The organism is Priestia sp. FSL H7-0729 (assembly GCF_038005685.1).
Classification (GTDB): domain Bacteria; phylum Bacillota; class Bacilli; order Paenibacillales; family Paenibacillaceae; genus Paenibacillus.
Genome location: NZ_JBBOTQ010000001.1, coordinates 1,222,296 through 1,236,628, shown reverse-complemented (window position 1 = coordinate 1,236,628; position 14,333 = coordinate 1,222,296). Strand labels below are relative to the sequence as shown.

Sequence of the window (14,333 nt, the reverse complement as noted above, 5' to 3'; positions counted from 1 at the left end):
TATAGGGAAAACCTCATACGAAAGTAAACCAACACATAGAGCGGTTCAGAACAAATCTCAGGTTGCATTAGAGGGTGTTCTGCCGCTCTTTTGTTGTTCTTTTAAAGTAGTGAATGTTTTTAGCGTTTCACAGGGAGTGTTACATCACCGAGAATGCCTGCCTGATAGCCTTTGACTACAGCCCCGATTCTGGATTTAACACCAAATTTCTGTGTAATAGAGGTGATATGATACTCCACTGTACGTTGGCTGATCGCCAGATCCTGTGCAATTTCCTTATTGGTCATCTCCAGTGCAATACGGTTAAGCACTTCGCGTTCTGTTGCAGTGAGTGATTCCTCCAGGTTAGAGGATAACATGGTCTCTGGAACAAGCACATGACCCAACATACTTTGGTGAATGGCGTTGATAATCTGTCCATACGTTGCTTGCTTAGATAAGTAGGCATGGACGCCCAGATCATAAGCTTTCAACTGGAATTCGTGATAGTTGTACCCGGAAAGCAATATAATTTTGACGGATAACCCGTATTGATCTTTCAATCTTCTTACAACCTCAAAACCATCAAGCTGAGGCATGCGGATATCCATGACGACAACATCTGGTCGCAACGCCCCTACTTCGGACAAGAAAAGCAAAGGATCGCTGAAAGTCTTCAATACCTTTATACCGGGTTCGCGGTTTAAGCGGTTGTTGAGACCTTCCATGACCAGGGGGTGATCATCAAGCAATACGACTGTAATGGGTTCGCTCATTATTCAGTAGTTCCTTTCGTTAAAGGCAAAAGAATGTTGATTGAGGTTCCTTTGCCAAGGCTGGAATGTATGGTGAATTCTCCACCGAGATGCTGAATGCTGCTTTGTATGGATATCAAACCGAAGTGCCCTGTTACAGTATCAAATGTGGTATGAACATTAAACCCCAAGCCGTTATCCTCTACTTGGAGAATCAAGTCATTATCCCTTGTATGTACCTGAATGGAGCAAAACGACGCCTGTGCGTGCTTCATCACATTCATAATGAGTTCACGGATCGTCCGAAAGACGGTGGACTTCAGAGGTTCGTGCTTTAACTCTTCAGAGAGGGCGTCATAGTTTAATTCCATTCTGATACCACTTTGTATTTGAAGTGTGCGGATGATCCATTGTAACGCTTCCTCCAGATCGCTACGATCCATAATATGAGGGTAGAGTTCATCACACAATTGGCGTATATCTCTCTGGGAAGCATACAGGCATTCCAGCCAAACAGCCGTTTGATCCTTATGCGTCTCTCCGGTATCGTGTAATTCCTCCAAATCACGAGACAGGAAAATCAGGTTTTGCAGCAGTTGGTCATGAAGAAAATAAGAAGTCTTCATACGCTCTGCCTGTTGGGCTTCCATCATAATATCATTAAACTTCCGATGACGGCGTATCTGGTGTTCATGAAGAGTTGTCTGATCTACACGGTATTCATATCGCTTCTGCAGATCGGATAAGAGTTTGCCATTGACCAGCATTCGAATCGCTTCCAGCCTGCCTTTATCAATGATATCCTGCTCTTCTGCTGAAAAAAAGGTGCGATTTTCTTTGTGGCCAATGCCCAGAAATCCTGCCATCTCCGTAGTGTGTTCACCTGATAGTTCCCACACCTGTGCCAGATCATATTTCTGTCGTAAAACATCAATATCCAACGCCTGGTTATCCATATTCTGAATGGAGGCAAAAATTCCTGTACCTTCCTGGGAATATCGGTGCTTATCGTCAATCCATATGACAATGACGCCTTCAATATCCAGCATCTTGTGGAACATCTCGGCAAACACGTGAATCATGTCCCGCATGTTTTGCTGCTCAGCCATTCGCACAGTCAACCGTAGTTGCTGGTGTTCCAGCCAGTCCTTATTGAGTTTGTTTCTCTTACGTGAGCGGGTGAGCGTGTACTGATACACCCAAGTGATCAGCATAAACGAGACGAACAGCCAGCTGATATGAATGAATGTTTCCAGGTGAGAAGCAGCCAGAAATAGTAAAAATACGATCAGCATATATAGTCCATGAATCATCAATCTTGGCATAACCAGTTTGAAATCAAGCATACTCCGTTGTACAAGTACATAAGTGAACATCCATGATAAAGGCAGGAATCCAATTAATGTGTACTCTACAGGAAGTAAAGGTTCACCTTGAAGCAGGGTTGGGATGGCAAAGCAGATGATAAAGGGAATTAAACTAATAATAATTCCTGTTAACATGAGCAATAGCTGGTTCTGCTCCTTACGATTGTAGCTTTTACGATGAACCCATGTCATCCAGATTAAGATCAGAAGGGTTGCGCAAAGAATAAAGTTAAGCAGATTGGTTGGACCAGACGGTGCAACAGGGGTGCTAACGATGGTAATGCCTGGATTGAACTGAACATCGGTCATCATCCACTGCTTGATGTATAGAAATACTAGGCCTGTAGAATAAGCAATCGCAATTCCTCTGCTGATGATTAATAACCACCGGAAACGATGCAGACGGGTGCGAAATACAAAAGACACATAAAATGCGGTTAGACAGTAAGGTAACCATGCCGCACAAAAGGCGAGAATATAATTAGATATAGGCAACTGGGATGTATATATCGTCAGTATACATATGGCCATGGACAGGTTAAGCAGGTAGAACAGACGCATCACTCGTGAACCGGGTTGGTTAAACAAGGCGTAGCTTCCTGTCAGCAATAGCAATAATTCTAAAATGGATGAGAAGCCGATGTTAAACCATTCACGTGGTCCAGGCTTCATGGTATGTTCGGATGCCTGACCGCGAGAATTCTCAACACTAATGATATAGGCTTCAGTCACTAAGAATTCACCTTTTTGATGGAGTAATCGGACTTCTCCTTTGGATTCCAACGAGATAACGGTGTCACCTGATCTAATCCCGGATGTATATGCTAAACCTTGAGGATCTACATCATGTACTTCCCAAGAATTGGAGGCATTTGGTGTTAACGAAAGACCGATATAAGGATTTAAAAATGAAGAGATATGTATATATGTGGCTGTCAGTATAAAGCACAACATCGTGACAAACCAAACAGAACTAAATTTATATGTGGTGACACTATGTAATGAATTTCTTAATTCCATGCGAGTAATCATCCGTTCTTATGATGTGTATCATTGGTATATGATGTGAAAAAGCAAGCCATGAAGCAATGTCATGGCTTGCCGTGCATCACTCTATGTTAATGTAGCAGAGTGCCTAACATTTTGTACATCAAAACTGATGATTCCTGTCTGAGCATAGGCTGCTTCGATTTATAATCCACAGCACCGCTGCTGGATATGGACACTTCTGGACCGTAGAGACCTAAAGCGACTACAAATTGAACACCTTCTTGAGCCCAAAGATCCTGTGAACCGGCAAGATTGGCAGTTACGGCAGGTGCGCCAAGTAGTTGTTGAGCCGTTCTGGAAATAATCACCGCGGCCTCTTGCCTTGTGATGGCTTGGTCAGGATGGAACAATCCACGGGTATTACCTTGCACAATTCCCAGTTCCAGGGCGGTTTGAATGTAGGCGGCATAGGGACTTGATTGGGTGTCTTTAAATTTTGGTGATTGAGTCGAAATCGACATCCCGCTTATTCCTACGACTTGTGCTACAAACTCTCCACGACTTACAGGCTTCTCTGGTTCAAATCGGGATTGACCCTGTGGATACAGGCCAATCTGTGTTAAGCGATAGATGTACGGAGCATAAGGATGGTTTTCTGGCACATCTTCATACGGACTGGCTTCAGCCAATTTTTCGGACCAGCTATCTGACTTGTTGTAATAGAAATAAGAGATTTCACCTGACTGATTTTTTTTGAAACCTGCGAGTTTACCGTCTTCATCCATGAACAGCATGTCCTTAACGGGGGTTAAATTGTGAGTGCCATAAGCGTCTATCACCTGAAGCCCTGTCTCTGTTGCTGAAACATCATACAACCATGCGGGCAAGCGGATATCCCGATACAGTCCCTCGTAGGTACGGAGTGAAGACTCGGGTACGATATAATTGACATCTTGGGTCTCTTTGTTCGGATAAAAATGATCCATAAATGCTTGAAAAAGCGCTTCTCGCACATCTGGTCCATCACTGTTGGAGACGATAAATAGTCCAGTCTTCTCGTTAGGCAAGAGCCATAGATTGGAGTGGAAGCCGGCAAGATCGCCTGCTTTACTCACGACTTTCCGTCCATGATTATATTGCGAATAGGTGGATTCGAATCCGTAACCTGTGCCGGGTATATCAGGGTGTATGGAGACATTCAACGATTGCATAGCCTTGACGGATGCCGGTTCAAGTATACGTGTACCCTGGTATGAACCTTGATTGAGCTGCGCAAGCATAAAATGAGCCATATCCCGTCCAGTCGTAATTAATCCGCCCTCAGGTGAGCTATCTGGTACATTGGGATATTGCGGCAATGCCTGCTCTTCAGCGCCATAAGGAGTCGCGAGTTTACTCAGAGAGTCTTTGCTTAGTGTAAAATGGCTATCCGACATACCGAGTGGCTGGAAAATATGCTGTTGTACATAAGTCTCAAACGGAAGTTTGGACTGTTTCTGAACAATGTAGCCCAAGAGTGCATAGCCGTAGTTGTCGTAACGGAAAGCTTCTCCTGGTGTGCGGACAACAGACGGTTGGTGGTCTTTGATGAATTGCTCAAGCGGATAAGAACTTCCCAGCTCTCTGTCTGTGGCTGCTGCATCTGTGAAATCAAACCCGCTGGTGTGGGTCATCAGATGTTCCAATGTTAACGCTGTTCCGGTATGGTTGGTCAGATCAAGACCATCTGTGTATGTGCCGACATCCTCATTAAACTTTAATTTTCCATGCTCAGCCAATTGCATAATGGCGGTTGCTGTCAGCGTTTTGGATATGGAGGCTACTCGGAATAGCGTGGAGTCGGCATCGACTGGGATTTGTTTTGCCACATTGGCATAACCATATCCTTTGTTCAACACAATCTGTTGATCGTGAACAACGGTGACGACAGCCCCTTTCAGAGCAGACTTCACTTTAGGCTGGGCGAAGAATTGATTTATGAACGATTCCGTTTCCTGAGGGGTTACCTGGTGAAGGGGGAGACTATTCTCTGCCGATACACTGGTCATTGTAGTGAAACTTAGAGATGCAACTAGGAGGATGTTGGCTACAGCACGTTTCCACTTGTGATTCGATTTGTAGTTCTGTTGTTGTTGAGTTGGACATGTTGCTACGTAAAATTTCATGAAATTCTCCTTTGAGTTGAGATATGTTCGTTCTCTTACATTTAAGAACATCTATAATCTATCAGTTTGAATGTAATGACGATTCCGTAGTACGCACTTATTACGGCAGGACTTCCGCAAACCTTTTTGCGTGATCCCGCAATCGCAGAAGGTGAATAGCGAATTGCGAATGATCTTGAACATATGAAAAGATGATCTTGAATATATGAAATAGAGGTATTTGTCGTGATGGACCCAACGGGGGGCTCGACAAATACCTCTTTTTGTTTCGTCTTTTTATTTTCCATGTGAAGCGACATATTGCAAAGGAATTGTGATGTGAATTTTATAAAGCTACTCGTACATCCGTCGTTCAAGTTCATCATAGGCAATCGCAGGATCATCACTGGAATTGTTAATATAAGCGACGGATGAAGCTTGGAGGGGCCATTTTACTTCTTTTCGGACGAGAGAAGCTCTAAAGGCATCCCAGTTTGCAAGTTTCCATTCATCTAGTGGGGATTGTCTCGCTGTGATTCGCTCGTGATACAACGCTTCATTCTCAAGATAGATATAGGCGACACGCACATCCGTATCTTTCAGAGAACGTCCAATCCGTGCGAGTTCCTGCTCGATCCAGTCAGGGGTACCGATTTCCTTGGTAAATGGGCCCACAACGATCGTATCGATACCCAACTGAACGTTGTCCAGAGCGGCATCCATCGTAATGCGGTACCCAAGATCACGGCACAACCTTTTGTATTCAGGCGAATCTCGGTCGGATGGATCAAGTCCCTGAAGGGTCATAATTGCCTCAGCCGCGGGACGAAGCAGGATATCCATATCGAAAAAAGCCGCTTTATGTTTACTGGAAAGGGCTTTGGCAAGGGTGGTCTTACCACTTCCGGCCCCGCCGAGAAAGAAAATTAGTTTGCTCATGAATGTAATGCCTCCTTAATATGTTAAGAGAACCTGTGGAATTTAAGTGAATATTATTTTCTTTATCTTAGCACAGTCCACATTGTAGTCTCACTTGATTTCCTGGGAAGGAAACCAGATATGACGCAGGTTCACCCAGCCCTGGCTGTTGAAAGATAGACCACGCACGGAAGGAAGATAAGCCGTCTCTACCGGTTTTTCAGATAAATGGAACAGTAAATTCTGACCGACCAAGAACTGTTCAATTCGGTCTAATGCAGAAGTTCGATCTGCTGCATTTGGTGAAGCGACGATAGTTTGCAAAATCTCATGAATCGTCATCTGAGCAGAATCTTCCAGATGCTCAGATAACGTGGAGTAGAGATCATACCTGCGCAATTCTTCGTCCCTGTCCCGAATCAGCGAGAAGAGAATCAGATCAGATTCCAGCCGCAGATTTCCTTTAAATTGCTCCATCGCAGCAGTACGGACAGTACAGGAAAAACCGTTCCGCTCCAGTATGGACGCCAGATGTTGGGCATCCCTGCGATATTGTGGAATGGTTGCAATGTGCAGGGAGACGGGATCAGTCGAATTGAGTCGGTTGGTAATCTCTCCAAGTCCCTCATGCTCAACCATCTCCGTATTCACCTTACTAAAATCAGGTACCACAACCTCAGAGTCATCTGCATGTCCGTCATCTCTATACATTCCAGCAAGGCATGACTGAAGGTGTGCTCTTATTTCCGGATCGTTTAACGGTCCGGCTTTTTGCGTATTACATGTAAGTAATTTATGAACCATCACACCTGCACTAATCTGAGTCCAATCTGCACCCGTAGACGAAGACGGATTATGTACAAGATGGAAGAACGGAGTTTCGATATCTTGGCTATCATCCATTTTGGCCGAGGCACTCCACGGAATTTGCAGGATATCTACCCGGTCCATATGTGCTCTACCCTGAAAATACGATGAAAAAGCTTCAAGTCTGCACAAGTGATCATCCCAGGCAGTGACCTTGAACGGCCCTGTCCCGACAGGTTTTTGCATTCCATGCAGATCACCCGCATGATTCATCTTCTGTTCGTGTGTTCCCGGTGAGGGTACAATCGCCGCACGACTTGTTGTAAGAAAGGACAAAAACAATTCGTGAGGTTTTTTAAGCTGGAAACACACGGTCAAGGGACTGACCGCTTCAATAGATAGGAGCTGTTTACTTACATCACGGTACAGTGTCCGACGATCTGTAGATTGCAGACGTTCAAACGTATGCACAATATCATGGGAGGTCAGCATGTGACCATTGTGAAATGTAATGCCTTTTCGTAAATAAAACGTCCAGGTCTGTCGGTCTGCACTGACATCCCAAGTATGAGCGAGACAGGGGAGAATCTCACCTTGTTCACCACGTTGAACCAACCCGTCAAAGACATGGCTAGTCACAAAGGACTCAGCGAGCAGATTAATGTACAGAGGATCAAGCGCATGAAGCTGTTGGCGCAGGGGCAACCGAAGCGTATCAATCTGCTCATTGTTGGTGCCGGCTTCCGTATGATGTCCCGAATACCCAAGCAACCACTGATTTAGATGATCCTGCATGGTTGTTGAGCTCGAGAATGCACTCACCTGCTCGGCCGCTTCTTGCAACTCCCGGCGATTCATAGCCTCCATCATATATTCTGCGGCGATTTGATCAGCCGGAACAAGCAAGGTCAGTGATGAACGACGACCACGGCCACGCTGGGAAACCCAACGAATCCAGTCATGGGCAACCATCTTTTTGACAATCGTTAACGTATTACGATGCGTGCAATCGAGCAATTCAGCGAGGTCGGCAAGCGTAAGTTCATGTTCTGTATGGTGACCGTATTGGCGATGTAACAGCAGATATTGCTGATGTAATTTCAAAGTGATGATTCCCTCCTGGGGGCATACCTGACGTAATTCTCTAAAATAAGAAGTTTTGCTGATTTTAATTTCTATTTATATTCCTATTTTATCATCTAAAATTAGTCATAGAAAGGTTAATGGAGGTTTTTCCCATGATTGATAAAATAATGGCTTCACCGCATCGCGCTCTAATCACGCTACTGTCTGCATGGATACTTGCTATCATACACCAGTATTTATTCTATGGTACTGATTTGGGCGTATCGTATCCGATCTTTGTCATTCTCTTTTATATGTTTATGTATCTGTTTGCACGGGACCGTATGAGGTCTTTCCAGTGGATTGATGCATTTGTGGCGGGTGTTGTGCTGTTGTTGTCGCTAACGTTCCTGTTATACGACAATGAACTGTTCCGTGTTCTTAATTTCCTGGTTGTACCCGGCGTAATTATCTTACATATGACCTATCTAATGGGCAGAAAACGGAAGCAGTGGTGGGAGATCGGATTAATCGGTACGGCAATTGACCATTTGCTGCCTCAAGCCATACGTCATTGGGGGACTGTTGCGGCCCTTGCTGTAAGAGCAGGCGGGCGTGGTATAGGCAAATCACAGAAAACGGTTGTTTTCAAAGTGCTCATCGGCCTTGTGGCGTCCTTGCCTATCCTTGTTGTCGTTATCGCGTTACTGTCTTCTGCTGACGGGGTCTTCAATCAATATTTATCCGGTTTCCCGGAGTGGTTAAATCAACTGACCTTTACACCAGGACTACCAAGAATCATCTGGATGTTCATCGGAGGTATATTGTTGTTCGGTTATGTATGGGGATTTGTCCAGCCGATGCAATATGAGGCAGAGAAGAGAGAGAATGCACATTGGAAAAATGGCGCAGCAACCACGGTTGATAAGCATAATCATACCTACATATTCTCTCCTGTGGGTCCACTCCCTAAGGGTCAGGTTACGAATAAAATTACACCCGAGCCCGAACGCACTCCGGTTCATCGGGAACCATTCAGATTGGACCCCATCATTGTGGGTACCATGCTGATCGTCATCAACTGTGTGTACGTTATGTTCGTTCTTGTACAGTTTTCGTATCTGTTTGGTGCGGGAGAGGGACATCTTCCGGTAGATCTGTCTTACGCTGAGTATGCGAGAAGCGGATTCGCAGAGTTGATTCTCGTTACAGGTATTAATTTCTTTATTCTTATTGTTGCATTGCAATTCACACGTCCGAGTGGAAAAGTAGGCATGATCGTGCATCAGGCACTTCTCCTGATTCTGGTCAGCTGTTCAGCAATCATGTTGTATTCCGCTTTTATGCGCCTAAATCTTTATGAACAGGCATATGGATATACGTACATTCGCTTCCTGGTACACGCATTCATGATCTTCCTTGCACTCCTATTGCTGATTGCTGGCCTTCGTATACGGTACACGTCCATACCGCTGATCCGCTGGTATATTGTGCTGGCGCTCACAGCTTATGTTGCAGTCAACTATGTGGGCATGGATAAACGGATTGCCGCGCTGAATATTGAACGTTATCATCAGACTGGCCATATTGATGCAACCTATCTGGCGAGTCTGTCGGCAGATGCAGTCCCGTTACTTCGAGAGTTTGCATTGCAGGAGTACCCGGATCTCAAGAGGGAAATGCTGGAACGTCAAAATTACCTGGACATGGATAGATCAGATCACTCCTGGCCTTCTTATAACGTAGCAAGACACAGAGCTGAGCTAGAGTTGTCCAAATTGAGAACGGAATAACTGAATAATAGTTGGTTTCACGTACGGATTTATGCAAAAGCAATATGTAAGTGTTATAATATAAAAACTAACCTATAAAGGGGGTGAATCCCTTGTTTGAACTGCACGAGTTATTACCATATTTATTCTCGATTGGACTTATCTTCACCGTCAGTTATGCCTATATTGCCCATCTTCATTGTGGCATGACAGAGTACTGGGTGGAAGGTGGCGTCGGTGGTGGACTTGAACCTGTACTTCCAGCCCTGTGTTTGGACAGACAGCACAGACAGGAAGACTGGAGCCGCATGATTAGACGAAGAGAAGCGCCCGATGAAGATGAACCAGATTGTCATTCCTCGTTGAACGATTGGTCAACAAATCAACGAGGAGGATATATATGGAACATAAGACGAACAAGGGGTTCACTTTTACATCGGGCAAGGGACGGATCTATGGCCTAATTGCTATTTTGTTTGCAGTCATGCTGCTTGCCGGATGCAGCAACAACGTGTCGGAGATTACTTCATCGACACCGGGATTTTTTAACCATTACATTGTATTTCCACTGTCGTATCTGATTCAGCATATTGCCACTATATTTAATGGAAGCTATGGGGTCGCGATTATTGTGATCACGCTGGTCATTCGTCTAGCACTGTTGCCATTGATGATGCGTCAAGCCAAGTCCCAGCAGGGAACACGAGTCATTATGAACGCCATGAAACCCGAGATGGATGCGCTCAAGAAAAAATATGAAGGCAAAAATGAACCTGCTGATAAGCAAAAGCTGTCTCAGGAAACGATGGAACTATACAAGAAGCATAAGTTCAATCCGCTGAATATTGGTTGCTTGCCGATGCTCATTCAGTTGCCTATCCTGTCAGGTATTTACACGGCCATCCGACTTACACCGGAGTTGTCTTCCCATTCGTTCCTGTGGTTCAAACTGGGCGCACCGGATTACGTGCTCGCTGTGGTGGTTGCCGTCATTTATCTGATTCAAGCGAAGGTATCACAAGCCAATATGGCACCTGAGCAGCGAAAACAGTTCGCCATCATGGGATATCTCTCCCCATTGATGATGGCATTCTTTTCTCTGACAGCCCCGGCAGCCATGCCGCTATACTGGACGGTTGGGGGTTCGTTCCTGGTATTACAAACATTATTATTCCGTAAAATGTACCCTGTAGAACACCCGCGGGAGCCTGTAATTGTGGAAGTGAGTCAGAAAAAGAATAATAAAAAATCTGGTTCCTCCAAATCTACTCGGAAACCTGCAAAGTCGTAGGAAAAGATATGGACGTAATCACGGCATCATGAAGATATTTAGTATGAACGTGTTATATCGCAAAAGCCTAAAAAAGAAGCTGATCCTTTAGGATTGGCTTCTTTTTTTGCTGTATGCAAGAGATAATGTAGATTAAAGGTACTCGCTATTCTATTGAGCAGTTATTCTTCTGTTCTGTCACGTCATATCGCCGGTTCATCCGACAGCTGGAAACGGGAAACGAAATACCAGATGAGCTCACGACGAGAGGATACCTTGGTTTTGGCGAAAATCGATTTCAAATGATCCTGAACCGTGTAGACAGAAATATGCATCGCTGCAGCAATCTCTTTGGACGAATAACTGCGCAATACATAACCGAGTAGTTCCCGTTCTCGACTGGATAATCCATGGCTCTCGGCAAGCAAGGGCAGCAGATCCTGCGGCATCGCCTGCTCCAAACGTATGGCAATCTGATCTGGTCCTGTAATCTGTTGCATGAGACTGGCATGAAGTATGAGATAACGCCCATCCGGAAGTTGAATGCAGACTTTGGATGGTGAGTTGATAGCGATCTTAGTATCTTCAGCCCGTTCTGCCCGATTCTTGCGCTGCAAGTGGGAACTCACCGCACGTACCGGACGGGGCAAAACATCCGGCCCTAGATGTTCCAGCATACGCAATTGGGACAGCCAATACTCCGCCGGGGCGTTCAGGGATAAGAGCTGGAACGTATCCGAGGTGATCAAAATTCCGGGTTCTTCGGGACTTCCAATCGTGATCTCCTCCACAAGTGTCAGACTTGTGGACCGCAGCATCGATGCAATCGAAGCAGTCCAGGTCTGAATCAGCAACCGTTCTTCTTCTGTAAAAAAAGAATTCTCAGTTTTGCGATACAGCGTCAGATATCCCCAACAGGTGTCTCCACTGACGAATACAGCGCGCAGTTCATCACCGAACCCCGCTGGCTGAAGAATGTTGATATAACGTGGGCTTTGTTCAGGCTGCGCGTTCATGGCCGTATGAAGTGTAGCTGTATGTTCACCGCTGCGAATTAACTCAGCGTACTTATGTATATCTTCTTCCATGTATTCATTCATGAATAACCGATCATGAATGGCTTCAATGCCTTCTTCTGTCACGGCTCCAGTAGAGAGAAGAGTCAAAGGATCAACGGTGGTGAAACAGTATGCGTCGTAAGGTACAACCGAATGGATCTGCTTGAGAACAGCTTCCCGGTAGGTACGTGAGGTCCAGGTTCCTTTTTCAAGAGAAGTGATAAGTCTGCGGCTCCGGTCAATAGGTGATGTCAACAAGATTACTCCTCTCTCTATGCGCATATCCCAATGTTCTGGGATTGTAGGCTCGGCGTATCCTTCTATAATGAAATTAGACGAACAACGAGTCAAGTCTAACTTCAATTTAAGAGGAGCGCGGTGTCTATGAATCACAATCCATCACCGATGAGCTGGGAAACAGCAGATGTTCATCGTTACGAACAATCGATAGCCCTGAAAATTCCGGGTTATTCTCATATGCATGATCTAATGGAACGGCTGCTTGCAGCATATTTTGCGGATAACAATGACATTCATATACTTGTAGCTGGAGCGGGAGGGGGAAAAGAATTAGCTCTGCTTGGTTCACGCCATTCCAACTGGATGTTCACGGGAGTAGATCCTTCGCTGCCGATGCTACAACTTGCCGGGAAGCGAGTCGAGGAAGCAGGTATCGCCTCCAGAGTGAGACTGCAACCTGTCACGGTTGAAGCACTGCCGGAAGATATTTTATATGATGGGGCGACAAGTATGCTCATGTTGCATTTCCTTCAAGGGATGGAGGCCAAAAGAACGTTCCTGACTAGCCTTGCAGCGAGACTTAAACCGGGTGCGCCACTAATCATTGCGGCTGTAAATGCCAATCTTCGTTCATTTGCACATCCAGTCATGATGCAAGCTTGGAAGGATCACATGTTGAGTGTGGGTGTACTTCCTGAAGAGTGGGAGCGCTTTGCTGCTTCCTTGGGCCGTGAATCCGATCCAATATGCTCTGAAGAGATGACTCAGCTACTGACCGAATGCGGTTTCTCACATATTACACGTTACTTCGGGGCGTTCTGGGTGGAGGGATATTATGCAATTCGAAACTAATGTGAAGCTTGTGAAAGATCAGATCTGGGTCGTTGGCGGTTATGGTCAAGTAGGGCAGATGATATGTACGCAACTGGGGAAATTATTCCCGGGTAAAGTATGGGCTGCAGGTACACGCATGAACCGTGCGGAAGAATTCAGCCGGTCTACAGGTGGTGCTGTGCTACCGCTCCAACTGGATGTAACACGACCTGTAGAGCCATCCATGTTAAAGCCTGTGAAGCTGGTCATCATGTGTGTGGATCAGAGCAATACCCGGTTCGTTGAGTCCTGTGCACAAGCCGGAGCCGATTATATTGATATTTCTGCAAAATATGATTTTCTCGCTCAGGTTGAACATCTGCACACGACAATGCAACGTTCCCAATCGACCGCGATCCTCAGCGTTGGACTATCACCTGGAGTAACGAACTTGCTTGTGCGCGAAGCGACCATGCATATGGATCAGGTGGAGGAAGCAGACATTACCGTAATGCTGGGGCTTGGAGAGAAACACGGAAAAGCTGCCGTGGAGTGGACCGTTGATCATATGAATGCCACCTACCAAGTGATGCAAAAGGGCAAGCCTACAGAGGTGCAAAGTTTCGGAGATGGCAAAAGGATTGATTTTGGAGCGGAATTGGGAAACCGGGAGGCCTATCGATTTAACTTTTCGGACCAACACGTGGTTGCCCGGACGTTGCGTATTCCAACTGTATCCACCAGACTATGCCTGGACTCCCGCTGGATCACAAAATCCATGGCAATCTCCAAACGGGCAGGGTTGTTCTCGTTGCTTCGCATCCCTTCTATTCGTAATGCAACGGTTAAGGCATTTGGCCTTATTCCTGGAGGAGAGCCGATGTATGCGGTCAAGGTCGATGCCATTGGATGGGAAAATGGGGAACAAGTCCGCGTCGAACAATTGCTTGTTGGCGATAAGGAAGCAGATGCAACAGCAGCCGTAGCAGCAGCTGTGGCCGAACACGTATATAAAACAGAGTCAGCATTGCCACATGGTGTGTTTCATATTGAACAGGTTCTCTCAATGCAGGACATTCAAGATGCACTTCATACGCCACTAAAGGTGACGACCAAGATCACCTAGATTCATGTTCTTTTGCTGGCACCCTCCGA

General features: G+C 45.6%; 11 protein-coding genes. 5 read left to right on the top strand and 6 right to left on the bottom strand.

Translation table 11 applies throughout. The features are described 5' to 3' along the window. Nucleotides 1–119: 119 nt before the first annotated feature. The 5 genes from MHH93_RS05140 to MHH93_RS05120 form a co-directional block, all read right to left on the bottom strand. Entirely contained in the window at nucleotides 120–755 is a 636-nt protein-coding gene (locus MHH93_RS05140; protein ID WP_500053092.1) for a response regulator, read from the bottom strand. Beyond that, nucleotides 755–2,833 (bottom strand): sensor histidine kinase, encoded by a 2,079-nt coding sequence (locus tag MHH93_RS05135; RefSeq protein WP_500053091.1) that lies wholly within the window; start codon nucleotides 2,831–2,833, stop codon nucleotides 755–757. Before MHH93_RS05135 ends, MHH93_RS05140 begins: the two co-directional genes overlap by 1 nt. A gap of 386 nt (nucleotides 2,834–3,219) precedes the next feature. Then, the gene (locus tag MHH93_RS05130; protein ID WP_500053090.1) at nucleotides 3,220–5,256 is read right to left on the bottom strand and encodes a serine hydrolase domain-containing protein; all 2,037 of its coding nucleotides are present in this window, start codon (nucleotides 5,254–5,256) and stop codon (nucleotides 3,220–3,222) included. Between the two features lie 333 nt (nucleotides 5,257–5,589). Continuing rightward, nucleotides 5,590–6,174, bottom strand: coding sequence for a P-loop nucleotide/nucleoside kinase family protein (locus tag MHH93_RS05125; protein WP_500053089.1), 585 nt, complete (start codon nucleotides 6,172–6,174; stop codon nucleotides 5,590–5,592). A 90-nt stretch (nucleotides 6,175–6,264) separates the two neighbouring features. Further along, a complete protein-coding gene (locus MHH93_RS05120) occupies nucleotides 6,265–8,064 on the bottom strand; it encodes an ABC transporter substrate-binding protein (RefSeq protein WP_500053088.1) in 1,800 nt (599 codons plus the stop codon). Nucleotides 8,065–8,198: 134 nt separating this feature from the next. Here MHH93_RS05120 and MHH93_RS05115 point away from each other — a divergent pair, with 134 nt between their 5' ends. The 3 genes from MHH93_RS05115 to yidC all read left to right on the top strand — a co-directional run bounded on the left by MHH93_RS05115 (nucleotide 8,199) and on the right by yidC (nucleotide 11,088). Continuing rightward, nucleotides 8,199–9,818, top strand: a complete 1,620-nt coding sequence (locus MHH93_RS05115; RefSeq protein WP_500053087.1) for a DUF4153 domain-containing protein — start codon at nucleotides 8,199–8,201, stop codon at nucleotides 9,816–9,818. 92 nt (nucleotides 9,819–9,910) lie between these two features. Further along, nucleotides 9,911–10,261 (top strand): hypothetical protein, encoded by a 351-nt coding sequence (locus MHH93_RS05110; RefSeq protein ID WP_210107946.1) that lies wholly within the window; start codon nucleotides 9,911–9,913, stop codon nucleotides 10,259–10,261. Next, nucleotides 10,198–11,088 carry a membrane protein insertase YidC gene (yidC, locus tag MHH93_RS05105; protein ID WP_500053086.1) on the top strand — a complete coding sequence of 297 codons (891 nt, stop codon included), beginning with the start codon at nucleotides 10,198–10,200 and terminating at the stop codon, nucleotides 11,086–11,088. Before MHH93_RS05110 ends, yidC begins: the two co-directional genes overlap by 64 nt. A gap of 182 nt (nucleotides 11,089–11,270) precedes the next feature. Here the strand turns inward: yidC and MHH93_RS05100 are convergent, their stop codons facing one another. Continuing rightward, nucleotides 11,271–12,380, bottom strand: coding sequence for a helix-turn-helix transcriptional regulator (locus MHH93_RS05100; protein WP_500053085.1), 1,110 nt, complete (start codon nucleotides 12,378–12,380; stop codon nucleotides 11,271–11,273). Nucleotides 12,381–12,509: 129 nt separating this feature from the next. Here MHH93_RS05100 and MHH93_RS05095 point away from each other — a divergent pair, with 129 nt between their 5' ends. Both MHH93_RS05095 and MHH93_RS05090 read left to right on the top strand, forming a co-directional pair. Continuing rightward, complete coding sequence (locus MHH93_RS05095) at nucleotides 12,510–13,217, top strand: class I SAM-dependent methyltransferase (RefSeq protein WP_500053084.1); 708 nt, start codon at nucleotides 12,510–12,512, stop codon at nucleotides 13,215–13,217. Further along, nucleotides 13,201–14,304: a saccharopine dehydrogenase family protein gene (locus MHH93_RS05090; RefSeq protein ID WP_500053083.1), complete on the top strand. Its 1,104-nt coding sequence runs from the start codon at nucleotides 13,201–13,203 to the stop codon at nucleotides 14,302–14,304. Before MHH93_RS05095 ends, MHH93_RS05090 begins: the two co-directional genes overlap by 17 nt. Nucleotides 14,305–14,333: the final 29 nt, after the last annotated feature.